The organism is Streptomyces sp. NPDC048565 (assembly GCF_040650935.1).
Lineage (GTDB): Bacteria > Actinomycetota > Actinomycetes > Streptomycetales > Streptomycetaceae > Streptomyces.
In genome coordinates, this window is the sequence record NZ_JBEZIH010000012.1 from 86,037 (window position 1) to 111,761 (window position 25,725).

Annotated in this window: 21 protein-coding genes and 1 riboswitch; of the genes, 15 read left to right on the forward strand and 6 right to left on the reverse strand. The window is 70.0% G+C overall.

Features of this window, described 5'->3' with window-relative positions; all coding sequences use genetic code 11:
* The first annotated feature begins 302 nt into the window (after positions 1-302).
* From rpsB to AB0C75_RS16770, 9 genes are all read left to right on the forward strand, one after another.
* Complete coding sequence (rpsB, locus tag AB0C75_RS16730; protein ID WP_362891333.1) at positions 303-1,265, forward strand: 30S ribosomal protein S2; 963 nt, start codon at positions 303-305, stop codon at positions 1,263-1,265.
* A gap of 100 nt (positions 1,266-1,365) precedes the next feature.
* On the forward strand, positions 1,366-2,202 hold the full coding sequence (tsf, locus tag AB0C75_RS16735; RefSeq protein WP_362891335.1) for a translation elongation factor Ts: 837 nt from the start codon (positions 1,366-1,368) through the stop codon (positions 2,200-2,202).
* A gap of 158 nt (positions 2,203-2,360) precedes the next feature.
* On the forward strand, positions 2,361-3,137 hold the full coding sequence (gene pyrH / locus AB0C75_RS16740; RefSeq protein ID WP_362891337.1) for a UMP kinase: 777 nt from the start codon (positions 2,361-2,363) through the stop codon (positions 3,135-3,137).
* Positions 3,138-3,252: 115 nt separating this feature from the next.
* The gene (frr, locus tag AB0C75_RS16745; RefSeq protein WP_362891339.1) at positions 3,253-3,810 is read left to right on the forward strand and encodes a ribosome recycling factor; all 558 of its coding nucleotides are present in this window, start codon (positions 3,253-3,255) and stop codon (positions 3,808-3,810) included.
* The gene (locus AB0C75_RS16750; protein WP_362891341.1) at positions 3,810-4,898 is read left to right on the forward strand and encodes a phosphatidate cytidylyltransferase; all 1,089 of its coding nucleotides are present in this window, start codon (positions 3,810-3,812) and stop codon (positions 4,896-4,898) included. Before frr ends, AB0C75_RS16750 begins: the two co-directional genes overlap by 1 nt.
* Before the next feature lie 70 nt (positions 4,899-4,968).
* Positions 4,969-6,075: a 23S rRNA (adenine(2503)-C(2))-methyltransferase RlmN gene (gene rlmN / locus AB0C75_RS16755; RefSeq protein ID WP_362891343.1), complete on the forward strand. Its 1,107-nt coding sequence runs from the start codon at positions 4,969-4,971 to the stop codon at positions 6,073-6,075.
* A gap of 74 nt (positions 6,076-6,149) precedes the next feature.
* Positions 6,150-6,266: riboswitch (TPP riboswitch) on the forward strand.
* A gap of 73 nt (positions 6,267-6,339) precedes the next feature.
* Positions 6,340-7,434 carry a thiamine ABC transporter substrate-binding protein gene (locus tag AB0C75_RS16760; RefSeq protein WP_362891345.1) on the forward strand — a complete coding sequence of 365 codons (1,095 nt, stop codon included), beginning with the start codon at positions 6,340-6,342 and terminating at the stop codon, positions 7,432-7,434.
* A 71-nt stretch (positions 7,435-7,505) separates the two neighbouring features.
* Positions 7,506-9,119: an iron ABC transporter permease gene (locus tag AB0C75_RS16765; RefSeq protein ID WP_362891347.1), complete on the forward strand. Its 1,614-nt coding sequence runs from the start codon at positions 7,506-7,508 to the stop codon at positions 9,117-9,119.
* Between the two features lie 2 nt (positions 9,120-9,121).
* The gene (locus AB0C75_RS16770; protein WP_362891349.1) at positions 9,122-10,150 is read left to right on the forward strand and encodes an ABC transporter ATP-binding protein; all 1,029 of its coding nucleotides are present in this window, start codon (positions 9,122-9,124) and stop codon (positions 10,148-10,150) included.
* A gap of 136 nt (positions 10,151-10,286) precedes the next feature.
* Here AB0C75_RS16770 and AB0C75_RS16775 read toward each other — a convergent pair whose 3' ends face one another.
* Positions 10,287-10,961, reverse strand: coding sequence for a response regulator transcription factor (locus tag AB0C75_RS16775; RefSeq protein WP_362891351.1), 675 nt, complete (start codon positions 10,959-10,961; stop codon positions 10,287-10,289).
* Positions 10,955-12,181: a sensor histidine kinase gene (locus tag AB0C75_RS16780; RefSeq protein WP_362891353.1), complete on the reverse strand. Its 1,227-nt coding sequence runs from the start codon at positions 12,179-12,181 to the stop codon at positions 10,955-10,957. The genes AB0C75_RS16775 and AB0C75_RS16780 overlap by 7 nt, the downstream gene beginning before the upstream one ends.
* 143 nt (positions 12,182-12,324) lie before the next feature.
* On the opposite strand from AB0C75_RS16780, the gene AB0C75_RS16785 reads away from it, so the two are divergent.
* On the forward strand, positions 12,325-13,530 hold the full coding sequence (locus AB0C75_RS16785; RefSeq protein ID WP_362891355.1) for a glycosyltransferase 87 family protein: 1,206 nt from the start codon (positions 12,325-12,327) through the stop codon (positions 13,528-13,530).
* Positions 13,527-14,669 (forward strand): glycosyltransferase family 4 protein, encoded by a 1,143-nt coding sequence (locus AB0C75_RS16790; RefSeq protein ID WP_362891357.1) that lies wholly within the window; start codon positions 13,527-13,529, stop codon positions 14,667-14,669. Before AB0C75_RS16785 ends, AB0C75_RS16790 begins: the two co-directional genes overlap by 4 nt.
* Before the next feature lie 103 nt (positions 14,670-14,772).
* On the opposite strand, the gene AB0C75_RS16795 is transcribed toward AB0C75_RS16790, so the two are convergent.
* The 4 genes from AB0C75_RS16795 to AB0C75_RS16810 all read right to left on the reverse strand — a co-directional run bounded on the left by AB0C75_RS16795 (position 14,773) and on the right by AB0C75_RS16810 (position 18,751).
* Positions 14,773-15,936, reverse strand: a complete 1,164-nt coding sequence (locus AB0C75_RS16795) for a hypothetical protein (protein WP_362891359.1) — start codon at positions 15,934-15,936, stop codon at positions 14,773-14,775.
* Positions 15,918-16,655 carry an ABC transporter ATP-binding protein gene (locus AB0C75_RS16800; RefSeq protein WP_362891361.1) on the reverse strand — a complete coding sequence of 246 codons (738 nt, stop codon included), beginning with the start codon at positions 16,653-16,655 and terminating at the stop codon, positions 15,918-15,920. The genes AB0C75_RS16795 and AB0C75_RS16800 overlap by 19 nt, the downstream gene beginning before the upstream one ends.
* Before the next feature lie 240 nt (positions 16,656-16,895).
* The gene (locus AB0C75_RS16805; protein WP_362891363.1) at positions 16,896-18,275 is read right to left on the reverse strand and encodes an aspartate aminotransferase family protein; all 1,380 of its coding nucleotides are present in this window, start codon (positions 18,273-18,275) and stop codon (positions 16,896-16,898) included.
* Positions 18,260-18,751: an Lrp/AsnC family transcriptional regulator gene (locus AB0C75_RS16810; RefSeq protein WP_362891365.1), complete on the reverse strand. Its 492-nt coding sequence runs from the start codon at positions 18,749-18,751 to the stop codon at positions 18,260-18,262. The genes AB0C75_RS16805 and AB0C75_RS16810 overlap by 16 nt, the downstream gene beginning before the upstream one ends.
* A gap of 177 nt (positions 18,752-18,928) precedes the next feature.
* Here AB0C75_RS16810 and AB0C75_RS16815 point away from each other — a divergent pair, with 177 nt between their 5' ends.
* From AB0C75_RS16815 to AB0C75_RS16830, 4 genes are all read left to right on the forward strand, one after another.
* Positions 18,929-20,368 (forward strand): gamma-aminobutyraldehyde dehydrogenase, encoded by a 1,440-nt coding sequence (locus AB0C75_RS16815; protein WP_362891367.1) that lies wholly within the window; start codon positions 18,929-18,931, stop codon positions 20,366-20,368.
* A gap of 177 nt (positions 20,369-20,545) precedes the next feature.
* Positions 20,546-21,709 carry a spermidine/putrescine ABC transporter substrate-binding protein gene (locus tag AB0C75_RS16820; RefSeq protein ID WP_362891369.1) on the forward strand — a complete coding sequence of 388 codons (1,164 nt, stop codon included), beginning with the start codon at positions 20,546-20,548 and terminating at the stop codon, positions 21,707-21,709.
* 218 nt (positions 21,710-21,927) lie between these two features.
* A complete protein-coding gene (locus AB0C75_RS16825; protein ID WP_362891371.1) occupies positions 21,928-23,712 on the forward strand; it encodes a glycosyl hydrolase family 28-related protein in 1,785 nt (594 codons plus the stop codon).
* A 51-nt stretch (positions 23,713-23,763) separates the two neighbouring features.
* The gene (locus tag AB0C75_RS16830) at positions 23,764-25,638 is read left to right on the forward strand and encodes a glycosyl hydrolase family 28-related protein (RefSeq protein WP_362891373.1); all 1,875 of its coding nucleotides are present in this window, start codon (positions 23,764-23,766) and stop codon (positions 25,636-25,638) included.
* Positions 25,639-25,725: the final 87 nt, after the last annotated feature.

A 25,725-nucleotide genomic window follows, 5' to 3' on the forward strand; every position in this document is an offset into this window, starting at 1 on the left:
GGTCATTCCAGGTGGGCGGCGCATGGCGCAACGATCTCCCCGGAGGCCCGTTCCGCGGGGATCATGGTCCGGATCTGTGGACGACGGACGGGTTGTGGACATCGCCGTCACCCTGCACCTTGCGGGTCCCGTACACTTCTTCTGGCGATCCGGGTCACCGGGTCGACTTCGCACGCCCCGCCACCACCCTCTCTGCGGACGGTGGCCGCGCTCCTCGGTCCCTTGTGGCACGGCGCGTCGGGGCGTCAGGCGCGACAGCAATCCTGCGGTCGCGACAACCGAGCACCTCAAGGAGTACGGCCATGGCCGTCGTCACGATGCGGGAGCTGCTGGAAAGCGGCGTCCACTTCGGTCACCAGACCCGTCGCTGGAACCCGAAGATGAAGCGCTTCATCTTCACCGAGCGCAACGGCATCTACATCATCGACCTGCTCCAGTCGCTGTCGTACATCGACCGCGCCTACGAGTTCGTCAAGGAGACCGTCGCCCACGGCGGCTCCATCATGTTCGTGGGTACGAAGAAGCAGGCTCAGGAGGCCATCGCCGAGCAGGCGACGCGCGTCGGCATGCCGTACGTCAACCAGCGTTGGCTCGGTGGCATGCTCACCAACTTCTCCACCGTCTACAAGCGCCTTCAGCGTCTGAAGGAGCTCGAGCTCATCGACTTCGAGGACGTGGCCGCCTCCGGCCTCACCAAGAAGGAGCTCCTGGTCCTCTCGCGCGAGAAGGCCAAGCTGGAGAAGACCCTCGGTGGTATCCGCGAGATGCAGAAGGTGCCGAGCGCCGTCTGGATCGTCGACACCAAGAAGGAGCACATCGCCGTCGGTGAGGCGCGCAAGCTCCACATCCCGGTCGTCGCGATCCTCGACACCAACTGCGACCCCGACGAGGTCGACTACAAGATTCCGGGCAACGACGACGCGATCCGCTCCGTCACCCTGCTCACCCGCGTGATCGCCGACGCCGTCGCCGAGGGCCTCATCGCCCGTTCCGGTGCGGCCACCGGTGACTCGAAGCCGGGCGAGAAGGCCGCCGGCGAGCCCCTCGCCGAGTGGGAGCGTGACCTGCTCGCGGGCGACAAGAAGGCGGACGCCGAGGGCGCCGCCGAGGTCCAGTCCTCGGTCGAGACCGAGAAGGACGCCGACGAGGACGCCAAGCCGGACGCCGTCGCCGCCGAGCAGGCCGAGGCACCCGCCGCCGAGGCCCCCGCCGCCGAGGAGGCCACCCCGGCCGCCGAGGCCCCGGCCACGGACGAGCAGGCCTGACACCCGTCAGTCACGGCTGAATGACGGCGGGGGCCGGTGCACGGCACCGCCCCCGCCGTTCACCCGTAGATCTTTCAGACTTCGAGAGAGAAACAGACTCATGGCGAACTACACCGCCGCTGACGTCAAGAAGCTCCGCGAGCTCACCGGCGCCGGCATGATGGACTGCAAGAAGGCGCTCGACGAGGCCGACGGCAACGTCGACGGCGCCGTCGAGGCGCTCCGTATCAAGGGCCAGAAGGGCGTCGCCAAGCGCGAGGGCCGTTCCGCCGAGAACGGTGCCGTCGTCTCCCTCATCTCCGACGACAAGACGTCCGGCGTCCTGGTCGAGCTGAAGTGCGAGACGGACTTCGTCGCCAAGGGCGAGAAGTTCCAGAACGTCGCCAACACGCTCGCCGCGCACGTCGCCGCGACCTCCCCGGCCGACCTGGAGGCGCTCCTCGCCTCGGAGATCGAGTCCGGCAAGACCGTCCAGGCGTACGTGGACGAGGCCAACGCCAACCTCGGCGAGAAGATCGTCCTGGACCGCTTCGCGCAGTTCACCGGCGGTTACGTGGCCGCGTACATGCACCGCACCATGCCCGACCTCCCGCCGCAGGTCGGCGTCCTCGTCCAGCTGGACAAGGAGAACGCCGAGGTCGCCAAGGACGTCGCGCAGCACATCGCCGCCTTCGCCCCGAAGTACCTCAACCGCGACGAGGTCCCGGCCGAGACGGTCGAGAACGAGCGCCGCGTCGCCGAGGCCACCTCGCGCGAGGAGGGCAAGCCCGAGGCCGCCCTCCCGAAGATCGTCGAGGGTCGCGTCAACGGTTTCTTCAAGGACATCGTCGTGCTCGAGCAGGCCTTCGCGAAGGACAGCAAGAAGTCCGTCCAGAAGGTCCTGGACGAGGCCGGTGTCAGCCTGACGCGCTTCGCGCGTATCAAGGTCGGCATCTGAGTCCGTCCGCGAACAACGGTGGACCCCGATAGGGTCTGGTGCAGTCGACGGCCGCACTCAGCCGGACGACCGCAGATCTGACGAGGAGGCCATTGCCGCTGAGGGACAGCAGACCCACCGGCAATGGCCTTCTTCGTATGTGCACGAGGAGAATCTCCATGAACAAGGGCGCGGACGCCACACAGGGTGACCACAAGCGCGACGACGGTACGATTTCCGGCCGTTTCATGCTGAAGCTTTCCGGCGAGGCCTTCGCCGGTGGCGGAGGCCTCGGAGTCGACCCCGATGTCGTGCACGCCATCGCGCGCGAGATCGCCGCGGTCGTACGCGACGGAGCGGAGATCGCGATCGTCATCGGCGGCGGTAACTTCTTCCGTGGCGCCGAGCTCCAGCAGCGCGGCATGGACCGGGCGCGGTCCGACTACATGGGCATGCTCGGCACCGTCATGAACTGCCTGGCGCTGCAGGACTTCCTGGAGAAGGAAGGCATCGACTCACGCGTCCAGACAGCCATCACCATGGGCCAGGTCGCGGAGCCGTACATCCCGCTCCGTGCCGTGCGGCACCTGGAGAAGGGGCGCGTCGTGATCTTCGGTGCCGGCATGGGGATGCCGTACTTCTCCACCGACACGACCGCGGCCCAGCGCGCCCTGGAGATCGACGCCGAGGCGCTGCTGATGGGGAAGAACGGAGTGGACGGGGTCTACGACTCCGACCCGAAGGCCAACCCCGACGCGGTGAAGTTCGACGCCCTGGAGTACGGCGAGGTGATCGCCAGGGACCTCAAGGTCGCCGACGCCACCGCCATCACGCTCTGCCGTGACAACCAGCTCCCCATCCTCGTCTTCGAACTGACCCTGGAGGGCAATATCGCCCGCGCGGTCAAGGGTGAGAAGATCGGCACACTGGTGAGTGACCGGAGCACCCGGGCCTGACGGCCCAGAAGATGGACAACGGCCTGCCGGTCGGACACCGTGCAGGTGAGGACGCGACGCAGGATCCGCAGGACCCGACGATTCCGGGTCCGCTCAAGACGCACAGGAGCACGTGGTGATCGAAGAAATCCTCCTCGAGGCCGAGGAGAAGATGGAGAAGGCCGTCGTGGTCGCGAAAGAGGACTTCGCCGCGATCCGTACCGGCCGTGCGCACCCGGCGATGTTCAACAAGATCGTCGCCGACTACTACGGCGCGCTGACCCCGATCAACCAGCTCGCCTCGTTCTCGGTTCCCGAGCCGCGCATGGCGGTGGTGACCCCGTTCGACAAGACCGCGCTGCGCAACATCGAGCAGGCGATCCGTGACTCCGACCTCGGCGTCAACCCGAGCAACGACGGCAACATCATCCGTGTGACGTTCCCGGAGCTCACGCAGGACCGTCGCAAGGAGTACATCAAGGTCGCCAAGGCCAAGGCCGAGGACTCCAAGATCTCGATCCGCTCCATCCGCCGCAAGGCCAAGGAGTCGCTCGACAAGCTCGTCAAGGACAAGGAGTCCGGCGAGGACGAGGTCCGCCGTGCGGAGAAGGAGCTCGACGACACCACCGCGAAGTACGTCGCGCAGGTGGACGAGCTGCTCAAGCACAAGGAAGCCGAGCTGCTCGAAGTCTGATGAACGACTCTTCCTGGGGCGCCCCGCAGGGAACCGGCTACGGGGGCGCACCCGAGATGGGGCGCGCTCCGGCGGGTCCTGCATACGATGTGCACGGCGCCCAGCAGACTCGGCCCATGCCCATCGTGCCGGACGCTCCCGACGCAGGTAGAGACGCTGACGACCGCGACGACCGGAGGGGGGACGCCGCGCGCGTCAGCGGCCCCCTGTTCCGTGACGAGAAGCCGCAGGAGCCCATGTCCACCCCGCTGCCGTCCACACCGCCGCCCAAGAAGCGCGCCGGGCGTGACCTGCGCGCCGCCATAGGGGTCGGTGTCGGCCTCGGCGCTCTCGTCGTCGGCTCCCTCTTCATCGTCAAGGCCGTCTTCGTCGGTGTGATCGTGCTGGCGGTGGTGGTCGGTCTGTGGGAGCTCACCTCCCGGCTCAAGGAGCGCAAGGGCATCAACGCCCCGCTGGTGCCCCTCGCCGTCGGTGGTGCCGCGATGGTGGTCGCCGGCTATGTGCGGGAGGCCGAGGGGGCCTGGGTCGCCATGGCGCTGACGGCCCTCGCGGTGCTCGTCTGGCGGATGACGGAGCCCCCGGAGGGCTACCTCAAGGACGTCACGGCGGGTGTCTTCGCCGTGTTCTACGTCCCGTTCCTGGCCACGTTCGTCGCGATGATGCTCACCGCCGACGACGGTGCCTGGCGTGTGCTGACCTTCCTCCTGCTGACCGTGGTCAGCGACACAGGCGCCTACGCCGTCGGCTGGCGCTTCGGGACGCACAAGCTGGCACCCCGCATCAGCCCCGGGAAGACCCGCGAGGGCCTGATCGGCGCGGTCGCCTTCGCGATGGTCGCCGGCGCCCTGTGCATGGAGTTCCTGATCGACGACGGGAGCTGGTGGCAGGGTCTGCTGATGGGCCTCGCCGTCGCCGCCAGCGCCACGCTGGGGGACCTCGGCGAGTCCATGATCAAGCGGGACCTCGGGATCAAGGACATGGGCACGCTGCTGCCCGGCCACGGCGGCATCATGGACCGGCTCGACTCGCTCCTGCCGAGCGCCCCGGTCGTATGGCTGCTGCTCGTGCTGTTCGTCGGATCCGGCTGATCACGCCCGCGGGGTAGCCGCTGAGGTGCCCGGTCGGGCTTGCTCGTACGTCTGCGACACTGGAAGAACCATGCCTAAGCCCGGAGAACTCCAGTTTGTCGCGCCCCGTGGAGCCAAGCGGCCGCCGCGGCACCTCGCCGACCTCACACCCGACGAGCGCAAGGAAGCAGTCGCCGCGACCGGCGAGAAGCCCTTCCGTGCCAAGCAGCTGTCACAGCACTACTTCACGCGGTACGCCCACGACCCGGCGGAGTGGACCAACATTCCGGCCGCGTCGCGGGACAAGCTCGCCGAGGCGATGTTCCCCGACCTGATGTCGGTGATGCGCCACATCAGCTGCGACGACGACACCACCCGTAAGACGCTGTGGAAGCTGCACGACGGCACGCTCGTCGAGTCCGTCCTCATGCGGTATCCGGACCGGGTGACCATGTGCATCTCGTCCCAGGCGGGCTGCGGGATGAACTGCCCGTTCTGCGCGACCGGGCAGGCGGGACTCGACCGCAACCTGTCGACCGCCGAGATCGTGCACCAGATCGTGGACGGCATGCGTGCCCTGCGCGACGGTGAGGTGCCTGGCGGGCCCGCGCGGCTGTCCAACATCGTCTTCATGGGCATGGGCGAGCCGCTGGCCAACTACAAGCGCGTGGTCGGGGCCATCCGCCGGCTGACGGACCCCGAGCCGGACGGCCTGGGGCTCTCGCAGCGCGGGATCACGGTGTCCACGGTGGGTCTGGTGCCGGCGATGCTGCGCTTCGCCGACGAGGGCTTCAAGTGCCGTCTCGCGGTCTCGCTGCACGCCCCGGACGACGAGCTGCGCGACACCCTCGTTCCCGTGAACACCCGCTGGAAGGTCCGCGAGGTCCTGGACGCCGCGTGGGAGTACTCGGAGAAGTCCGGTCGCCGTATCTCCATCGAGTACGCGCTGATCCGCGACATCAACGACCAGGCCTGGCGGGGCGACCGGCTCGGCCGGCTGCTCAAGGGCAAGCGGGTACACGTCAACCTCATCCCGCTGAACCCGACCCCCGGCTCCAAGTGGACCGCTTCGCGGCCCGAGGACGAGAAGGCGTTCGTGGAGGCCATCGCCGCCCATGGTGTGCCGGTCACCGTCCGGGACACCCGCGGCCAGGAGATCGACGGGGCCTGCGGGCAGCTGGCGGCGTCCGAGCGCTGAGGCGGTCCGGGCGTACGTGATCCGGCCGGTCCGGCGTGATCCGGCCGGTGTAGCCTGGCCCGGAAATCAACTTCATATTCCGACAGGGGAGCGCCACAGCGCTGAGAGTGCGGCACCGAGTACAGGTCGGCCGCAGACCCTCTGAACCTCGCCCGGGTCATTCCGGGTAGGAAGTTCGGACCTTACTCAAGCTGTTGCGCCCTGCCCGCTCACCGAGCGGGCGGGGCCGCGTCTCTTCCTGGTCACCTCCAGGAGGAAATCATCATGAACACCACGACGAAGTACGCGGCGACGGCGCTCGCCGCCGCTCTCGGCGTCAGCACACTCGCGGGCTGCGGCGGCTCCGACGACAAGGCTTCCGGCAACACGGGGGCCGGCTCCAAGACTGTCACGCTTGTCAGCCATGACTCGTTCAACGCCTCGGACGCCGTCCTGAAGGCGTTCACGAAGGAGACCGGTTACACGGTCAAGGTGCTCAAGAGCGGGGACGCCGGAGCGGCGCTCAACCAGGAGATCCTGACCAAGGGATCCCCGCGCGGCGATGTGTTCTTCGGCGCCGACAACACCCTGCTCTCCCGCGCCCTGGACAACGACCTGTTCACGCCGTACGAGGCGAAGGGTCTTGACCGGGTCGACGCCGACACCCGGCTCGACGCGGACAAGCACCGGGTCACGCCCGTCGACACCGGCGACATCTGCGTCAACTACGACAAGAAGTACTTCGACGACAAGAAGCTCGACCCGCCGAAGACCTTCGACGACCTGCTGAAGCCCGCGTACAAGAACCTCCTGGTCACCGAGAACGCCGCGACGTCGTCGCCCGGACTCGCCTTCCTCCTCGGCACGGTCGCCACCCAGGGCGAGAGCGGCTACCAGGACTACTGGAAGAAGCTGAAGAGCAACGGCGTCAAGGTCGTCGACGGCTGGGAGCAGGCCTACAACGAGGAGTTCTCCGGTTCCGCGGGCGGCAGGAAGGCCAAGGCCGACCGGCCGCTCGTCGTCTCCTACGCCTCCAGCCCGCCCGTCGAGGTGGAGTACGCCGATCCGAAGCCGACCGAGGCCCCGACCGGCGTCGCCACCGGCACCTGCTTCCGCCAGATCGAGTTCGCCGGCCTGCTGGACGGCGCGAAGAACGAGGCGGGTGGAAAGGCGCTGCTGGACTTCCTGATCAGCAAGCGTTTCCAGGAGGACATGCCGCTGAACATGTTCGTGAACCCGGTGGTGAAGGACGCGAAGCTGCCGAAGCTCTTCACGGAGTACGGAGCGACCATCGACAAGCCGGCGACCGTGGCCCCCGAGAAGATCGCCAAGAACCGTGAGCAGTGGGTCCAGTCGTGGTCCTCGCTCGTCGTGAAGTAGCCGCGCGGCCCGCTCGCCGGGGAAACGCGGGGCGCGGGAACGCACGCGGGAACGCGGTGCGGCTCGGCCTCATGGCCGTGCCCGTCGCGTTCTTCGGCCTGTTCTTCGCCTACCCGGTCGTCTCGATCATCGGCCGGGGGCTGAAGGCCGACGGAGACTGGCAGTTCGGCCGGATCGGCGCGGTGCTGGGCCGGTCCGACATCCTCGGCGTCCTCTGGTTCACCACCTGGCAGGCCCTCGCCTCGACCGCGCTCACCCTGTTGATCGCACTGCCCGGCGCCTATGTGTTCGCCCGCTTCGAATTCCCCGGCAAACAGCTGCTGCGGGCCGTCGTGACCGTGCCGTTCGTCCTGCCGACCGTCGTCGTGGGTACGGCGTTCCTGGCGCTGCTGGGACGCGGCGGGTTCCTCGACGAGCTCTGGGGGGTCAGGCTCGACACGAGCGTGTGGGCGATCCTGCTCGCCCATGTGTTCTTCAACTACGCGGTCGTCGTACGGACCGTCGGCGGCCTCTGGTCCCAGCTCGACCCCCGCCAGGAGGAAGCCGCCCGGATGCTCGGGGCCGGCCGCATCGCCGCCTGGCGGCGAGTGACGCTGCCCGCGCTGGCGCCGGCCGTCGCCGCGGCGGGGCTCATGGTCTTCCTCTTCACCTTCACCTCCTTCGGTGTCGTCCAGATCCTCGGCGGCCCGGCCTACTCCACGCTGGAGGTGGAGATCTACCGGCAGACCGCCCAGCTGCTCGATCTGCCGACGGCCGCCGTGCTGACGCTGGTGCAGTTCGCGGCGGTCGGCGGGATCCTCGCCGTCCACGCCTGGACCGTACGGCGACGGGAGACGGCCCTGAAGCTCGTCGACCCGGCGCAGACCGCACGGCCGCCCCGCGGAGCCGGCCAGCGGGCGCTGCTCGGCGGCGTACTGCTGAGCGTGCTGCTCCTCATCCTGCTGCCGCTCGGTGTGCTGGTGGAACGCTCGCTGGACACCCCGGGCGGCTACGGACTCGACTTCTACCGCGCGCTGCGGTCCGCAGGTGCCAACGGTTCCACCTTCCTGGTCCCGCCGCTCGACGCCATCGGCAACTCCCTGCGCTACGCGCTGGTCGCGACCCTCATCGCCCTGGTGATCGGGGGCCTCGCGGCCGCCGCGCTGACCCGGCGGGCCGGCAGGCTGGTGAGGGGCTTCGACGCCCTGCTGATGCTGCCGCTCGGGGTGTCGGCGGTCACCGTCGGCTTCGGCTTCCTCATCACGCTGGACAAGCCTCCGCTCGACCTGCGTACGTCATGGATCCTCGTGCCGCTCGCACAGGCACTGGTGGGCGTCCCCTTCGTCGTACGGACCATGCTTCCCGTCCTGCGCGCGGTCGACGAACGGCTGCGCGAGGCCGCGACGGTGCTCGGGGCCTCGCCACTGCGGGCCTGGCGGGAGGTCGATCTCCCGCTGGTGCGGCGGGCGCTGCTGGTGGCCGCCGGATTCGCCTTCGCCGTGTCGCTCGGTGAGTTCGGCGCGACCGTGTTCATCGCACGCCCCGACAACCCCACCCTGCCGGTCGCCGTCGCCAGGCTGCTGGGGCGTTCCGGTGAGCTCAACTACGGCCAGGCGATGGCCCTCAGCACGATTCTGATGCTCGTCTGCGCGGTGTCGCTGCTCGTGCTCGAACGTATCCGCACCGACCGATCCGGGGAGTTCTAGAGATGCTGGCAGTGGAGTCGGCGACGGTCAGGTTCGGGAAGCGGACCGCGCTGGACGCGGTGGACCTGGACGTCGAGGACCACGAGATCGTGTGTGTGCTGGGGCCGAGCGGCAGCGGTAAGTCGACGCTGCTGCGGGCCGTGGCCGGGCTCCAGCCCCTGGACGGCGGGCGGGTGCTCCTGGACGGCGCCGACCAGGCGTCCCTGCCCGTGCACCGGCGCGGGCTCGGCCTGATGTTCCAGGACCACCAGCTGTTCCCGCATCGGGACGTCGGCGCCAATGTCGCCTTCGGACTGCGGATGCACGGCGTCCCGCGCGCCGAGCGCGACCGCAGGGCCGGTGAACTCCTGGACCTGGTCGGTCTGCCGGGGGCGGAGCGGCGGGCCGTCGCGGCCCTGTCCGGCGGCGAACAGCAGCGGGTCGCGCTCGCCCGCGCCCTGGCACCCCGTCCCAAGCTGCTGATGCTGGACGAACCCCTGGGCCAGCTGGACCGCAGCCTGCGCGAGCGGCTCGTCGTCGAACTGCGCACGCTCTTCGGCCGGCTGGGTACGACGGTGCTGGCCGTCACCCATGACCAGGGTGAGGCCTTCGCGCTCGCCGACCGGGTCGTGGTCATGCGGGACGGCCGCATCGCCCAGGCCGGCACCCCGCTGGAGGTCTGGCAGCAGCCAGCTTCGGCGTTCGTCGCCCGCTTCCTCGGCTTCGACAACCTGGTGGACGCCACGGTGACGGGCACGGCCGCCGACACCGTCTGGGGCAAGGTGCCGGTGCCCGACGACTCTCCCCAGGGCGCGTGCGAGCTGCTGGTGCGGCCGGGCGGCGTCCGGATCGGCGGCCCGAAGGACGGCCTGCGCTGCACCGTGGGCGTACGCACCTTCCGCGGCCACCATGTCACCGTCATCCTGCACCCGGTCGACGCGCCGCCCCTGGAGGCGGAGTGCGGTCTGCGGGACACCCCGGAGGAGGGGGCCGCCGTCGGTGTGACGTTCGACCCGGCCGAGACGGTGGTCCTCCCGCCGGTCCTGCCCTGACGGTCCTGCCCTGACGGTCCTGCCCTGACGGTCCTGCCCTGACCGTCCCGCCGCTACCGCCGGGGCCGTGACAGCACCGTCGGCGCTGCCCCGGCTGTGACAGCATCGCCGGTTCTGCCCCGGCCGGACGACCTCCTCAGCGCCGGTGGTTCTCCCGGCCCGCGACCACCAGGCCCAGCTCGTACGCCAGGATCACCGCCTGCGCCCTGTCCCGGAGCCCCATCTTCGCGAAGAGCCGGTTGATGTGGGTCTTGACCGTGTGATCCGTGATGGCGAGACGTTCCGCGATATCGGTGTTCGACAGTCCGCGGGCGATAAGGACGAGCACCTCCGCCTCGCGGGCGGTGAGCCCCTCCACACCGGGGTGCGGTCCCGTCCCGGGCCGGTGCCGCACGAACTCCGCGATCAGCCGTTGCGTCACCTCGGGAGCCAGCAGCGCACGGCCGTCCGCCACGACCCGCACGGCGTGCAGCAGTTCGGCGAACGTCGCGTCCTTGAGGAGGAACCCGCCGGCCCCGGCCGCGAGGGCGTCGTAGACGTACTCGTCGAGATCGAACGTCGTCAGCATCAGCGCCCTGGTGCCCCCGCCGGATGCCGCGACGATCTCGCGCGCCGCCTCGATGCCGTTGACCCCGGGCATCCGTATGTCCAGCAGCACCAGGTCGGGTGAGAGCTCGGCCGCTCTGCGGATGGCCTCGGCGCCGTCCTCCGCCTCGGCCACCACCTCGATGTCGGGCTGGGTGTTGAGCAGTCCGACGAAACCGGTCCGCACGACCGCCTGGTCGTCGGCGACGAGCACCCTGATCACCAAGGGAGTTCCGCCTCCACGAGAAAGCCACCTGCCGGGCCCCGCCCCGCCGTGAGTCTGCCGCCCAGCAGCGCGGCCCGTTCGCCCATGCCCACCAGTCCGTGGCTGCGGCCGTCCGGCTCGGTCTCCGACGGCCCGGGACCGTCGTCACTGACCCGGACCGACAGGACGCCCGGCCGGTAGTCGATCTCCACCACGGTGTGCGCGCCGGGGGCGTGACGGCGCGCGTTGGTCAGCGCCTCCTGGACGATCCGGTACGCCGACAGCTCCCAGGACGCGGGGAGTTCCGTCCGCTCGCCGATGACACGCAGCTCTGCGGAGCCTCCCACCGCGCGGTGCTGCTCCACGAGATCCTCAAGACCAGCCAGCGACGGCTGCGGACTCCGCAGCGCCGCCGCCGAGGTGCCCGCCCGCAGCACGCCGAGCAGCCGGCGCAGCTCCGCCATCGAGGAACGGGCGGTGCCGGCTATCTGCTGGAAGGCGTCGCGGGCCGGTTCTGGGAGCTCCGCCGTCGTATACGTGGCGCTCTCGGCCTGCACCGCGATCATGGACACCGAGTGGGCGATCATGTCGTGCAACTCCCTGGCGATGGTCGCCCTTTCCGTCTCGGCCGCCTGGCGGCGCTCCATCATGAGGAGCCTGGACTGCGCTGCCGCCCGCTCGTGGCGGGTCTCCTCCCGGGAACGCACCGCGTCCCCCATGCTCACCGCGCCCAGTATCACCACGGTCAGCACCAGCGTCTCCGCGTAGAGCCCCAGGGTGAAGCGGTCGCTGCCCTGGAGCACGGGCAGACCCGGCGACCCGTCCCGCGTCCAGCGGTCGATGTGCACGAGATTCACGGTGAGCGACGCGAGCGCCCCGCAGATCACCAGCAGCGCGGGGTGCTGCACCCGGTGGCGCCCCAGGGTGTAGCTGCCCATGAGTGTGCCGACGACCGTCGCGTACGCCATGTTGCCGTCGGTCGCGAAGCTGAGCAGCGCCGCACCGACGGTCAGGAAGCCGACGGCGGGGTGGGCGCGGCGCCACATCAGGGACAGGGTGCACACCAGCACGCCGAGCGCCGTGCTCACCGCACCCGGCACGAGGACCAGCTCCACGACGGCGACCGCGGTCAGGACGCCGCCCGTCAGCCGGGGATACGCGGGCGCGGCCGTCCAGCGGCGCAGTCGCCACCGCACGCGTCCGGTCAGGGTGGGCCCGGGGTCGGGGGTCGTGCTGTTCATGGGGGCGATTCTTCTGCAGGAGGGGCCGCGATCGCATCGGAGCGCGGGTGGATATCCCGCAGCGGTGTCATGCCACGGGTTGAGGGAGAGGACCCAATCCTGGTGTGACGCGCTGTGACCTGGGGCTTTCTAGCCTCGCTTCCATGAGCAGACCAGCGGTTCTCAGTGAGCCCGTGTGTCCCGTCAGGGAACGTACCCGGGCGGAGACGGGCACCGCCGTCGGTGGTGCGTGGTGGTGGACGGTCTGCGCGCTCGCGGCCCTCGCGCTCGCGTGCCTCTCCACGCTCACCCCGCACCGTGTGTGGGGCGCGTCGGCGGCGGTCGGATACACGGCGGCGGCGCTGCTGTCCGCGAGGGGCGGCGGAGCCCGTAATTCGACGGCGCGTGCGGTGGCGGCGGCCGGAGCCGTGGCGTTGCCCCTGCTGGTCCTTCTCATCGCGGGCCGGGCGCAGTTGGAGGTCGATGTGATCTCGCGCTCCGCCTCTCTGCTGCTGTCCACCGGCAGCCCGTATCTGCCTCGTCCCGTCGGGAGCGCGGACTTCAACCCGTACCTGCCGGGCATGTCCGTCTTCGGAATCCCTGACGCCCTGTCGGGCGGCAGCCCGTTCACCGACCCCCGGCTGTGGACGGGCGCGGCGTTCCTCGGCGCGCTGGCACTCTCCGCACGCCGGCTGCCGCTCCTGTGCATCGCGGCCTGCCCCGTCGTCGCGCTGCCGCTCGCCGTCGGCGGGGTCGACCTGCCCGTGGTCGGTCTGATGTGCCTGGGGCTGGCGGCCGCGGGCCGTGGTGAGACGGGCCGCGCGGGGCTCGTACTCGGCCTCGCGGCGGCACTCAAATGGACGGCGTGGCCGGCGCTCCCGGTGGCCCTGGCCCTGCTGGTGGTCCTGAACCGCAGGAAGGGGGAGCCTCTCCGCCTCGGCACACGGGCCGCGCTGCGGTGCGGTGCGACGGCCCTGGGGGCAGCGGTGGCGCTGGTCCTGCCGGCCGTCCTGTGGGACGCGGGGGCCTTTGCCACCCATGCCGTGGCCTTTCCTCTCGGTCTGACCGACACCGTGTCCGCAGCGGCGAGTCCCTTCCCCGGCCACCTCATCGCGGAGCATCTGCCCGGTGGCCGTGGTGTGGCGCTCGTCCTGCTCGCGGCGGGCGCGCTCGCGATGGTCGTGTCCCTGTTCGTGCGGCCTCCGGCGACCGCGTCCGCCGCCGCGCTGCGGCTCGCGCTCGGACTGCTCGTGGCCATCGGGTTCATACCCGCCAGCCGGTTCGGTTACCTCGTGTACCCGCTGGTCCTCGCGGTGTGGGCGGCACATACGGCGCCCGGCAGGGCCGCGGCGAAGGAGGTCTCCCGATGACCCGCACCCTTGTCATCACGAACGACTTCCCGCCGCGCCGGGGAGGCATCGAGACCTTCGTCCACGCGATGACCAGCCGCTTCCCCGCCGACTCCGTCGTCGTGTACACCTCCGCCGAGCCGGGGTCCGCCGGCCACGACGCGACCCTGCCCTACCCCGTGATCCGAGACCCGGCCGGGACTCTGCTGCCGACTGCGCGCGTCGCCGCACGGGCTGTGGCGCTCGCCCGCCACCACCGCTGCGACAGCGTGTGGTTCGGGGCCGCCGCACCGCTCGGGCTGATGGCGGACCGGCTGCGCCGGGAGGCGGGGGCGCGCCGGATCGTCGCCACCACGCACGGACATGAGGTGTGGTGGGCCAGAACACCGGGCACCCGCGCGCTCCTTCGCCGGATCGGGGACAGAACCGACACCGTCACCTACCTCGGCGCGGCCACGCGCGCGCCGATCGCCGCCGCGCTCGGACCGGCGGCGGCGAGCCGCATGGTGCGTCTGGTACCGGGCGTCGACAGCGACGCGTTCCGTGTCCCGCCCGGACCCGGAGGTGACCCCGGAGGCGTCCGGGCGCGGTACGGGCTCGGCGAGCGGCCCGTGATCCTCTGTGCCGCCAGGCTCGTCCCCCGCAAGGGGCAGGACGTGCTGATCCGTGCGCTGCCCGCGGTGCGCCGCGCCGTACCAGGGGCGGTGCTCCTGCTGGTCGGGGACGGCCCCCACGAACGCACCCTGCGACGCCTGGCCGGGGCCACCGGTGCCGGGGGCTCCGTGATCCTCGCGGGCGGGCAGCCGCATGCCGCCATGCCCGGATTCTTCGCGGCGGCCGACGTCTTCGCGATGCCGTGCCGCACCCGAAGGGCGGGCCTGGAGGTGGAGGGGCTCGGCATCGTCTTCCTGGAGGCGGCCGCCGCCGGACTGCCCGTCGTCGCCGGGGACTCGGGCGGGGCGCCCGACGCCGTACGCGACGGGGAGACGGGCCGCGTCGTCGACGGCCGGGACGTGCCCGCGATCGCCTCGCTGCTCGTCGGACTCCTGAGGGACGGCGCGAGCGCCGCGGCCATGGGCGAGCGGGGACGGGAGTGGGTGCGTGCCCGGTGGGGCTGGGACGGGACGTACGACCGGCTGGCGGCACTTCTCGGTAGGTGATCAGCTCTCGGCGCGTGGGCCGTTCTCGACGCGTGCACCGCTCTCGGCGGGTGCACCGCTCCGACGGGTGAACCACTCTCGGCACCTGCACCGCCGAGGGCTGTCACCCCGTCAGAGGCAGCGCCGCCAGCTCGGCGATGGCCCAGGTCAACGGTGCGAAGACGGCCAGCAGCACCAGCGCCCGCAGGGCGGCCGCGCGGCGCAGCGCGGAGGCCGGGGCGCCGAGCCGCAGGAGAGTTCCAGCCGTACGCGCGCGAGCCTGCCTGGCCTCCAGCGCGGTGGTCAGCAGGGTCGCCGTGGTGCAGCCGAGTACGAGTACGGCGCCGAGCGCGGTGAGCGGGCCGAAGGGGCGCTCACCGCCGGTGTAGAGCACGGAGCCCGCGAGCACCCCGGAGAGCACCGCGCACACGATGCCCAGCGGGCGGCCGATCCGGCACGCCTCGTCCATCAGGACCCGGCCCGCCAGCAGCCGTACGGCCCCGGGGCGCATCGCCTGGAGCAGCCGTCCGCACAGATGGGTGAGGCCGGGCCCCGCCATGGCCAGGCCGATCGCGGTGAGGGTCCAGCCCACGAGCACGGCGCCCGGGGTGGAGTCGAGCCGGCCGGGCAGCGGGAACGGGTCGCCCGCCGAGCCCCGGCTCGTGTACGCCTCGACCGCGAGTCCGGCCGCGGTGAGCGCGACGCCCCAGGGCAGCCCCTTCGGTACCGGGGCGGGCGCGAGGTCCTCCTCCGACTCCTGGGTCTCGGACGGTGCGACCGGCCTGGAGCGCAGCGCGAGTCCGCCGGCCGCGGAGGAGGCCAGCGGCGCCACGGCCAGCAGCGTGAGCGCCGCGGCGAGGGGCAGCGGGGTGCCCGCGCCCAGGAACTCGGCCCCTTCGCCGTCGAACGGCAGCCCGGTCAGATCGCCGCGCAGATGCAGGAAGAAGAGCAGCGCCACCACCGAGCCCAGCGTGGTGGACACCGCCGTCGAGATCGCCGCCAGAGCGGAGAGACGGGCGGGGCCGAGGCCGGCGGCGAACAGCCCGGGCCGCGGGCGGGTGCTCGGATCCGTACGCGCGACCGCCACCGCGAACTGGACGGTCGCGGCGAGCGGGACGGCGCACCACAGCAGCCGCAGCACGGACTCCGACGCCCGCGCCGGGTGCCCGGAGGCGTACCCCAGCGTGCACAGGAGCAGGAAGCCGACCCCCGCCGACGCGGCGGCGAGCAGCAGACGCCGCATCAGGACCAGGGGGTGCGAGCCGCGGGTCAGACGGAGAGCGAGCACGCCGAGCGGCCTTCCGTATCGGACGCGGCGGGCAGGGAGACGGTGGTGACACGGCGGCCGTCCAGCATGCCGATCACACGGTCGGCGAGTGCGGCGACCTCCGCGTCGTGGGTGGCGAGCACCACGGTGATGCCGTGGGACCTGGCCGCCGTGGTGAGGGTGCGCAGGAGCTGTGTGCGCTCGGCGTGGCGCAGCGTCGCGGTCGGCTCGTCGGCGAAGATCACGGAGGGCGAGGCGGCCAGCGCACGGGCCACGGAGATCCGCTGGCGCTGGGCCTGGAGCAGGGTGTGCGGCCGCTTCTGGGCGAGCGGGCCGATGTCCAGGCGCTCCAGCCACTCGGTGGCGGCCTTCTTCGCCACCCGGTGCGAGACGCCGCGCAGCAGCAGTGGCAGGGCGGCGTTCTCCCAGGTGCTGAGCTCGGGCACGAGCTGCGGCTCGGCCGCGATCCAGCCGAATCTGTCCCGGCGGAGCTGCTCGCGCAGGCGGGGGCCCATGGTGTGCACAGGCACGCTGTTGAACCAGACCTCGCCCTGCTCGGGCACCAGCTGGCCGGACAGGCAGTGCAGCAGCGTCGTCTTCCCGCTCCCGCGGGGGCCGGTCACGGCGAGGATCTCGCCGTCGCGGACACCGAGGGAGACACCGCCGAGCCCCGGCGATCCGTTGTGGGAGTGGTGCAGGGAACGTGCCCAGATCACGTCGTTGTCGGGCGGGGCCACCATGGCGTACACCTCGGTTCGGATCAGTTTTCCTGTCCCCCGCTCGGGGGGACGGATACAACGAAAAAGAGGCTGATCGGTCACTCGGCACGCTAGGCAGCTGGAGCGGGGTGTCGGGACAGTACGCGGCCCGGATGCTCCCTTCTCACTCGAACGGGTGCATCCGGGTCATGTGGAGCGTATGAAATGACTGCCGGGCCCTGTCAGCGGCAGCCGGCGGCAGTCGGCGGGGTCGGGGGCCTGTCAGAGCTTCGCCCAGGCCTCGGTGAGGACACGGCGCAGAATGCCCTCGATCTCGTCGAAGGTGGACTGGTCGGAGATGAGCGGCGGTGCGAGCTGGACGACCGGGTCGCCGCGGTCGTCGGCCCGGCAGTAGAGGCCGTTCTCGTACAGCGCCCCCGAGAGGAAGCCGTACAGGACGCGCTCGGTCTCCTCGTCGGTGAAGGTCTCCTTGGTGGCCTTGTCCTTCACCAGCTCGATGCCGTAGAAGAAGCCGTTGCCGCGTACGTCGCCGACGATCGGCAGGTCGTGCAGCTTCTGCAGCGTCGTCAGGAACGCGTTCTCGTTGTCCAGGACGTGCTGGTTGAGGCCTTCGCGCTCGAAGATGTCGAGGTTGGCGAGAGCGACCGCGGCGGAGACCGGGTGGCCGCCGAAGGTGTAGCCGTGCAGGAAGGTGTTGTCACCCTCGTAGAACGGCTCGGCCAGCCGGTCGGAGACGACGCAGGCGCCGATGGGGGAGTAGCCCGATGTCATGCCCTTGGCGCAGGTGATCATGTCCGGTACGTAGCCGAACTTGTCGCAGGCGAACATCGTGCCGAGGCGGCCGAACGCGCAGATGACCTCGTCGGAGACGAGCAGCACGTCGTGCCGGTCGCAGATCTCGCGCACGCGCTGGAAGTAGCCGGGCGGCGGCGGGAAGCAGCCGCCGGCGTTCTGCACCGGCTCCAGGAAGACCGCGGCGACGGTGTCCGCGCCCTCGAAGAGGATCTCCTGCTCGATCTGGTCGGCGGCCCAGCGGCCGAAGGCCTCGGGGTCGTCACCGTGGAGGGGGGCGCGGTAGATGTTGGTGTTCGGCACCTTGTGCGCGCCGGGGACCAGCGGCTCGAAGGGCGCCTTGAGAGCCGGCAGGCCGGTGATGGACAGCGCGCCCTGGGGGGTGCCGTGATACGCGACGGCGCGTGAGATGACCTTGTACTTGGTCGGCTTGCCCGTGAGCTTGAAGTACTGCTTGGCCAGCTTCCAGGCCGTCTCCACGGCCTCGCCGCCGCCGGTGGTGAAGAAGACCTTGTTGAGGTCGCCCGGAGCGTGGTGGGCGAGGCGCTCGGCGAGTTCGATCGCGTTGGGGTGGGCGTAGGACCACACCGGGAAGAACGCCAGCTGCTGCGCCTGCTTGTACGCCGTCTCGGCCAGCTCGTGACGGCCGTGTCCGGCGTTGACGACGAACAGTCCTGAGAGGCCGTCGAGGTAGCGCTTGCCCTGGTCGTCGTAGATGTAGGTGCCCTCGCCACGCACGATGGTGGGAACGGGCGCGTTCTCGTAGTCCGACATGCGGGTGAAGTGCATCCACAGGTGGTCGTACGCGGTGCGGCTGAGGTCCTTGCTCACGGCTATCGGGTTCCCCACATATAGGTCTGCTTCTTGAGCTTGAGGTAGACGAAGCTTTCGGTGGAGCGCACTCCGGGAATGGCCCGGATGCGTTTGTTGATCGTCTCCAGCAGGTGGTCGTCGTCCTCGCAGACGATCTCCACCATGAGGTCGAAGGAGCCCGCGGTCATCACCACGTACTCGCACTCGTCCATGGCCGACAGGGCCTCGGCCACGGGGTCGAGGTCGCCCTCGACGTTGATGCCGACCATCGCCTGGCGCCGCAGTCCCACGGTGAGCGGGTCGGTGACGGCGACGATCTGCATCACGCCCTGGTCGAGCAGCTTCTGGACGCGCTGGCGCACGGCGGCTTCGGAAAGGCCCACGGCCTTTCCGATCGCTGCGTACGGCCGGCGGCCGTCCTCCTGGAGCTGCTCGATGATTGCGAGGGAGACGGCATCGACCGCTGGTGCCGATCCGTTCCCGGTCCTGGAGTCTGCGCTACGACTGGCCACGCCCCCACTCTGCACCGCGCCTCGACTGTCTGGCAAGCTTGAATCGATGAAATTCGTTGTCTGGACGTCTCGATCTCACTGAATCCGAAGTTCTCGGCGGGTGGGTATGTCGAAAGCGTCACCCGACGGGCTAGTGTGGGTGTCTCACCCATCGGACAGCTGACAGGAGGGGTGGTTGTGACCACCGAGGTGCGCCGTCTGCGCAACTACATCGACGGAGAGTTCCGGGACGCCGCGGACGGGCGGACCATCGATGTGGTCAACCCGGTGACGGAAGAGGTCTACGCGACCTCCCCGCTCTCCGGGCAGGCCGATGTCGACGCCGCCATGGAGGCCGCGGCCGCCGCGTTCCCCGGCTGGCGCGACATCACGCCGGCCGAGCGCCAGAAGGCGCTGCTGAAGATCGCGGACGCCTTCGAGGAGCGGGCCGAGGACCTGATCGCGGCGGAGTCCGAGAACACCGGCAAGCCGCTGGGGCTCACCCGCACCGAGGAGATCCCGCCCGCGGTGGACCAGATCCGCTTCTTCGCGGGTGCCGCCCGGCTGCTCGAAGGCCGCTCGGCCGGCGAGTACATGGAGGGCCTCACCTCCATCGTCCGTCGCGAGCCGGTGGGCGTCTGCGCCCAGGTCGCGCCGTGGAACTACCCGCTGATGATGGCCGTGTGGAAGTTCGCCCCGGCGCTCGCCGCGGGCAACACCGTCGTCATCAAGCCGTCCGACACCACTCCGGCGTCGACCGTGCTCATCGCCGAGATCATCGGGCAGATCCTGCCCAAGGGCGTGTTCAACGTCCTGTGCGGCGACCGCGAGACGGGCCGAGCGATGGTCGAGCACCCCACCCCGGCGATGGCCTCCATCACCGGTTCGGTGCGGGCGGGCACACAGGTCGCCGCGTCCGCGGCCAAGGACCTCAAGCGGGTCCACCTGGAGCTCGGCGGCAAGGCCCCCGTCGTGGTGTTCGAGGACACCGACATCGCCAAGGCCGTCGAGGGCATCTCCGTCGCGGGCTACTTCAACGCCGGCCAGGACTGTACGGCCGCGACCCGCGTGCTGGTCCACGAGTCCGTCCACGACGAGTTCGTCACCGCGCTCGCCAAGGCGGCGGCCGACACGAAGACCGGCCTGCCGGACGACGAGGACGTGCTGTACGGCCCGCTCAACAACGCCGCCCAGCTGGCGCAGGTCAGCGGCTTCATCGAGCGGCTCCCCGCGCACGCCAAGGTCGAGGCGGGCGGTCACCGGGTCGGTGACAAGGGCTACTTCTACGCACCGACCGTCGTCTCGGGGCTGCGGCAGGACGACGAGATCGTCCAGCACGAGGTCTTCGGGCCCGTCATCACCGTCCAGTCCTTCACGGACGAGGCCCAGGCCGTCGAGTACGCCAACGGCGTCGAGTACGCCCTGGCCTCGTCGGTGTGGACCAAGAACCACTCCCGCGCGATGCGGATGTCCAAGAAGCTCGACTTCGGCTGTGTGTGGATCAACACCCACATCCCGCTCGTCGCCGAGATGCCGCACGGCGGGTTCAAGAAGTCCGGCTACGGCAAGGACCTCTCCGCGTACGGCTTCGAGGACTACACCCGGATCAAGCACGTCATGACCTCGCTCGACGACTGAACCGGGCACAGCGGTGACCGCGGCCCCGGGATCCCCCCGGGGCCGTTCCGCGTCCCCGGGCGCCGTGCGCGCGACAGGGTGTGCGGGCCGGGTCGCCCACGCTGGACGGTTGGTCCATTGTCCGCCGACGCGGCGGACCGGCATCCTGCGCGGGTGCGCTCGGTCCAGGACCACCTCATGTCCCGTCGTTCCCTGCTACGTGCCCTCTGCGCGGGAGCGGCCGGTGCCGCCCTGGCCGGCTGCGGTGTCCCCGCCGCCTATGTGCGGCCCGGGGACCGCTCCGGCCCCGACCGCTCGGACAGTGACCGCTCCCTGCACTTCGCCAACTGGCCGCTCTACATCGACACGGGCGACGAGGACGAGTCGAAGCGGCCCACACTCGACGCGTTCACGCGCCGTACCGGAATCTCCGTCACGTACACCGAGGAGATCAACGACAACGACGAGTTCTTCGGGAAGATCAGCCCAGCGTTGATGAACCATCAGTCGACGGGCCGGGACCTCGTCGTCATCAGCGACTGGATGGCCGCCCGCTTCGTACGGCTCGGCTGGGTGCAGGAGATGGACCGGTCCAGGCAGCCCCATGTCGCCGAGCACCTCGACCCGCAACTGCGTTCACCCGCCTTCGACGAGGGCCGGCTGTGCAGTGTGCCCTGGCAGTCCGGGATCACCGGCATCGCGTACAACCGCGCGAAGCTCGGCCGGGAGATCCGGCACACCGGCGAGCTCTGGGCCGACGACCTGCGCGGCAGGGTGACGTTGCTGTCCGGGCTCGACGAGGCGTTCGCACTGCTGATGCAGGGCGACGGGGCCGACGTCACCCGCTGGACGGCCGACGACTTCCACCGGATGTGCGAGCAGGTGGAGAAGCGGGTGAGGTCGCACCACATCCGCCGCTTCACCGGCAACGACTACGTCAAGGACCTCGCCAACGGCGATGTGCTCGCCTGCCAGGCCTACTCCGGGGACGTCGTCCAGCTCCGGGCCGACAACCCGGACATCGAGTTCGTGGTGCCCGAGGAGGGCGCCGAGCTCTGGTCGGAATCGCTCATGATCCCCAACCTCGCGGGCCACAAACGGAATGCCGAGAAGCTCGTCGACTACTACTACGAGCCCGAGGTGGCCGCCGAACTGGCCACCTGGGTCAACTACGTCTGCCCGGTGCCGGCCGCCCGCGAGATCCTCGCCTCCTCCAAGGACAAGGAGACCGCTGCGCTCGCCGACGACCCGCTGATCTTCCCCGACGACGCCATGCGTAAGCGGCTGGCGATCGCCCGCGACATCACCGCCGACGAGCGCACCGGGTTCGCCAAGAGGTGGAACTCCGTCGTCGGCCTGTGAGGTCCCGCCCCTGACGCCGATGGCCAGGGCTTTCGCCCGGCACGCCGCCCCACCCGGCCCCGGCTCCCTACCACTTGATTGTTTCGCAGCGCTGTCAAAGATTTGCATTATTCGCGCGACATCTTGTGTTCATGTGGTCGCGATGCTTCAGTGTCAGCGCTTCCCTTTCCTCCCACCTCCCCCACCGGGAAGCGCGGTCCTACAAGAACTGGAGTGTCATGCGCACGTCATCTGCCACGCGCAGTTCGTACATCCTTGCCGTCGCGGTCGCCCTCGTGGGCACGGTCGTCGGCGTCACCGGTCAGGCCTCCGCCCAGCAGCCCCAGCAGACCCAACAGGCCTCGCAGTCGAGAGCGGCGGTCGCGGCAGGAGCCACGCTTCCCTTCAGCTCCACCGAGGCGGAGTCCGCCTCCACCACAGGACAGAAGATCGGCCCCGACCACACCCAGGGCACCCTCGCCTCCGAGGCATCGGGCCGGCAGGCGGTGCGCCTGGACAGCGGGCAGAGTGTGGAGTTCACCCTCGACGAGGCTGCCAACGCCGTGAACGTCGCCTACAACGTGCCCGACGGGCAGAGCGGTTCACTCGCCGTCTACGTCAACGGCACGAAGCTCGACGAGTCCCTGGCCGTCACCTCCGAGTACAGCTACGTCGACACCCCCTGGATCGCAGGGGCCGAGACCCATCACCTCTTCGACAACGCACGCCTCCTCCTCGGCCAGGACCTGGCCGCGGGCGACACGGTGAAGCTGGAGGCCGCCTCCACCGAGGTCACCGTCGACGTCGCCGACTTCGAGCAGGTCGACGCGCCCGCCACCGAGCCCTCGGGTGCGGTCTCCGTCGTCGACAAGGGCGCCGACCCCACCGGACAGCAGGACTCCACGCAGGCCTTCCGCGACGCGATCACCGAGGCCAAGGCCGTCGGCGGCACGGTGTGGATCCCGGCAGGCGACTTCGCCGTGAACTCCGAGCTCAGCGGTGTCGAGAACGTGACGATCCAGGGCGCGGGCAGCTGGCACTCGGTCGTGCACGCCTCACGCTTCATCAACCAGACCGGCACCGCGGGCAAGGCCGTCATCAAGGACTTCGCGGTCATCGGCGAGGTCACCGAGCGCGTCGACAGCAACCCGGACAACTTCGTCAACGGATCGCTGGGCCCCGACTCCCAGGTCAGCGGCATGTGGTTGCAGCACCTCAAGGTCGGTCTCTGGCTCACCGGCAACAACGACAACCTGATCGTCGAGAACAACCGGATCCTCGACACCACGGCGGACGGCCTGAACCTCAACGGCAACGCCCAGGGCGTACAGGTGCGCAACAACTTCCTGCGCAACCAGGGTGACGACTCACTCGCCATGTGGTCGCTGAACGCCGCCGACACCGACTCCACGTTCGCGAACAACACCATCTCCCAGCCCAACCTGGCGAACGGCATCGCGATCTACGGCGGCAGCGACATCACCGTCAAGGACAACCTGATCAGCGACACCAACGCACTCGGCAGCGGCATCGCGATCTCCAACCAGAAGTTCGCCGACCCGTTCTTCCCGCTCGGCGGCACCATCACGGTGTCCGGCAACACGCTCGTACGCACCGGGGCCGTCAACCCCAACTGGGACCACCCGATGGGTGCGCTGCGTGTGGACGCGTACGACAGCGCCATCGAGGCGAAGGTGGAGATCACCGACACCACCGTCAAGGACAGCCCCTACAGCGTCTTCGAGTTCGTCTCGGGCGGCGGCACCGGCCAGGCCGTCGAGAACGTCACCGTCGACGGGGCCACGGTCGACGGGGTCGGCACGGTCGTCGTGCAGGCCGAGACACCCGGCGAGGTGACGGTGTCGAACGTCACCGCCACCGAGGCCGGTGCGGCAGGCGTCTACAACTGCCCCTTCCCCGAGGGCTCGGGCACCTTCACGCTCACCGACGGCGGCGGCAACTCCGGCTGGGACAGCACCTGGGACGACTGCACCGCCTGGCCCGAGCCGGAGGGCAGGAGCTAGCAGCAACTCGTACGCACACTCCCCACCATTCCCCACACCGAGAGGAACGCTGTGACAAGGAGAGACCGGAGCCGGCGGGGCATCGCCGTCACGCTCGGCGCCGCACTGACGGCCGCCTGGCTGCTGCCGACCGCCGCACACGCCGCACCGGCGGCGCCCGAGACATCCGTCGCCGCGGCCGACCGGGGCGCCGCGACCCCGTACACCGAGTACGAGGCGGAGGACGGCACCTACGACGGCACCCTGCTGGAGTCGGACGCCACACGCACCTTCGGGCACACCAACTTCGCCACCGAGTCCTCGGGCCGCAAGTCGGTACGCCTCGACTCCACCGGCCAGTACGTGGAGTTCACCTCGACCGGCAGCACCAACTCCATCGTCGTCCGCAACTCCATACCCGACGCGCCGGGCGGAGGCGGCCAGGAGAAGACGCTGAGCCTCTACGCCGACGGCACGTTCGTACAGAAGCTGGACCTGTCGTCCAAGCACAGCTGGCTCTACGGCAGCACGGACGATCCGGAAGGCCTGACGAACACCCCCGGCGGTGACGCGCGGCGCCTGTTCGACGAGTCGCACGCGCTGCTCGACGAGACCTACCCCGAGGGCACCACCTTCCGGCTCCAGCAGGACGCCGGTGACGACGCCGAGTACTACGTCGTCGACCTGGTCGACCTGGAGCAGGTCGCGCCGCCGGCGAGCAAGCCCGACGAGTGCACCTCGATCACCGAGTACGGCGCGGTCCCCGATGACGGGAAGGACGATACGGACGCGATCCAGGAGGCCGTCACCGCCGATCAGAACGGCGAGATCGACTGTGTGTGGATCCCGGCCGGGCAGTGGCGCCAGGAGCAGAAGATCCTCACCGACGACCCGCAGGACCGCGGGGAGTACAACCAGGTCGGTATCAGCGATGTCACGGTCCGCGGCGCCGGCATGTGGCACTCGCAGCTGTACTCCCTGACTCCGCCGCAGGACGCGGGCGGCATCAACCACCCGCACGAGGGCAACTTCGGCTTCGACGTCGACGACAACACCCAGATCTCGGACATCGCGATCTTCGGCTCCGGCACCATCCGGGGCGGCGACGGGAACGCCGAGGGCGGAGTCGGTCTCAACGGCCGCTTCGGCGAGAACACCAGGATCAGCAACGTCTGGATCGAGCACGCCAACGTCGGCACCTGGGTCGGCCGCGACTACAGCAACATCCCGGAGCTGTGGGGACCCGGTGACGGACTCGAATTCAGCGGGATGCGCATCCGCAACACCTACGCGGACGGCATCAACTTCACCAACGGCACCCGCAACTCCTCCGTCACCGACTCGTCCTTCCGTAACACCGGGGACGACTCGCTGGCGGTGTGGGCCAGCAAGTACGTCAAGGACCCCGCGGTGGACGTCGGTCACGACAACGTCTTCAGCAACAACACGATCCAGCTGCCCTGGCGGGCCAACGGCATCGCGGTGTACGGCGGTTACGGCAACAAGATCGAGAACAACCTGGTGTCCGACACCATGAACTACCCCGGCATCATGCTGGCCACCGATCACGACCCGGTGCCCTTCTCCGGGGAGACGCTGATCGCGAACAACGGGCTGTCCCGCACCGGCGGGGCGTTCTGGAACGAGGACCAGGAGTTCGGCGCGATCACCCTGTTCGCGCAGGGCTCCGACATCCCCGGCGTCACGATCCGTGACACGGACATCCAGGACTCCACGTACGACGGCATCCAGTTCAAGACCGGCGGGGGTGAGATCCCGGACGTCGACATCAGCGATGTGACGATCTCCGGGTCGCCCAACGGGTCCGGCATCCTCGCCATGGGCGGCGCGCGGGGCAGCGCGACGCTCACCGGTGTGACGATCAGCGGCTCGCGCGACGGGGACGTCCTGGTCGAGCCCGGATCGCAGTTCGTGATCAATCAGTAGGGACGGCAGAGCCTGGCTCCTGACGCTTCTGCCGCTCCTGGCTTCTGCCACTTCGCCGGGCCGCCCGGATCCGTGTCCCGGATCCGG

Excerpts from the sequence above, each read along its gene's own strand:
- rpsB (WP_362891333.1), top strand. The coding sequence starts at position 303 with ATGGCCGTCGTCACGATGCGGGAGCTGCTGGAAAGCGGCGTCCACTTC.
- tsf (WP_362891335.1), top strand. The coding sequence starts at position 1,366 with ATGGCGAACTACACCGCCGCTGACGTCAAGAAGCTCCGCGAGCTCACC.
- pyrH (WP_362891337.1), top strand. The coding sequence starts at position 2,361 with ATGAACAAGGGCGCGGACGCCACACAGGGTGACCACAAGCGCGACGAC.
- AB0C75_RS16750 (WP_362891341.1), top strand. The coding sequence starts at position 3,810 with ATGAACGACTCTTCCTGGGGCGCCCCGCAGGGAACCGGCTACGGGGGC.
- rlmN (WP_362891343.1), top strand. The coding sequence starts at position 4,969 with ATGCCTAAGCCCGGAGAACTCCAGTTTGTCGCGCCCCGTGGAGCCAAG.
- AB0C75_RS16760 (WP_362891345.1), top strand. The coding sequence starts at position 6,340 with ATGAACACCACGACGAAGTACGCGGCGACGGCGCTCGCCGCCGCTCTC.
- AB0C75_RS16765 (WP_362891347.1), top strand. The coding sequence starts at position 7,506 with ATGGCCGTGCCCGTCGCGTTCTTCGGCCTGTTCTTCGCCTACCCGGTC.
- AB0C75_RS16770 (WP_362891349.1), top strand. The coding sequence starts at position 9,122 with ATGCTGGCAGTGGAGTCGGCGACGGTCAGGTTCGGGAAGCGGACCGCG.
- AB0C75_RS16780 (WP_362891353.1), bottom strand. The coding sequence starts at position 12,181 with ATGAACAGCACGACCCCCGACCCCGGGCCCACCCTGACCGGACGCGTG.
- AB0C75_RS16785 (WP_362891355.1), top strand. The coding sequence starts at position 12,325 with ATGAGCAGACCAGCGGTTCTCAGTGAGCCCGTGTGTCCCGTCAGGGAA.
- AB0C75_RS16790 (WP_362891357.1), top strand. The coding sequence starts at position 13,527 with ATGACCCGCACCCTTGTCATCACGAACGACTTCCCGCCGCGCCGGGGA.
- AB0C75_RS16800 (WP_362891361.1), bottom strand. The coding sequence starts at position 16,655 with ATGGTGGCCCCGCCCGACAACGACGTGATCTGGGCACGTTCCCTGCAC.
- AB0C75_RS16820 (WP_362891369.1), top strand. The coding sequence starts at position 20,546 with ATGTCCCGTCGTTCCCTGCTACGTGCCCTCTGCGCGGGAGCGGCCGGT.
- AB0C75_RS16825 (WP_362891371.1), top strand. The coding sequence starts at position 21,928 with ATGCGCACGTCATCTGCCACGCGCAGTTCGTACATCCTTGCCGTCGCG.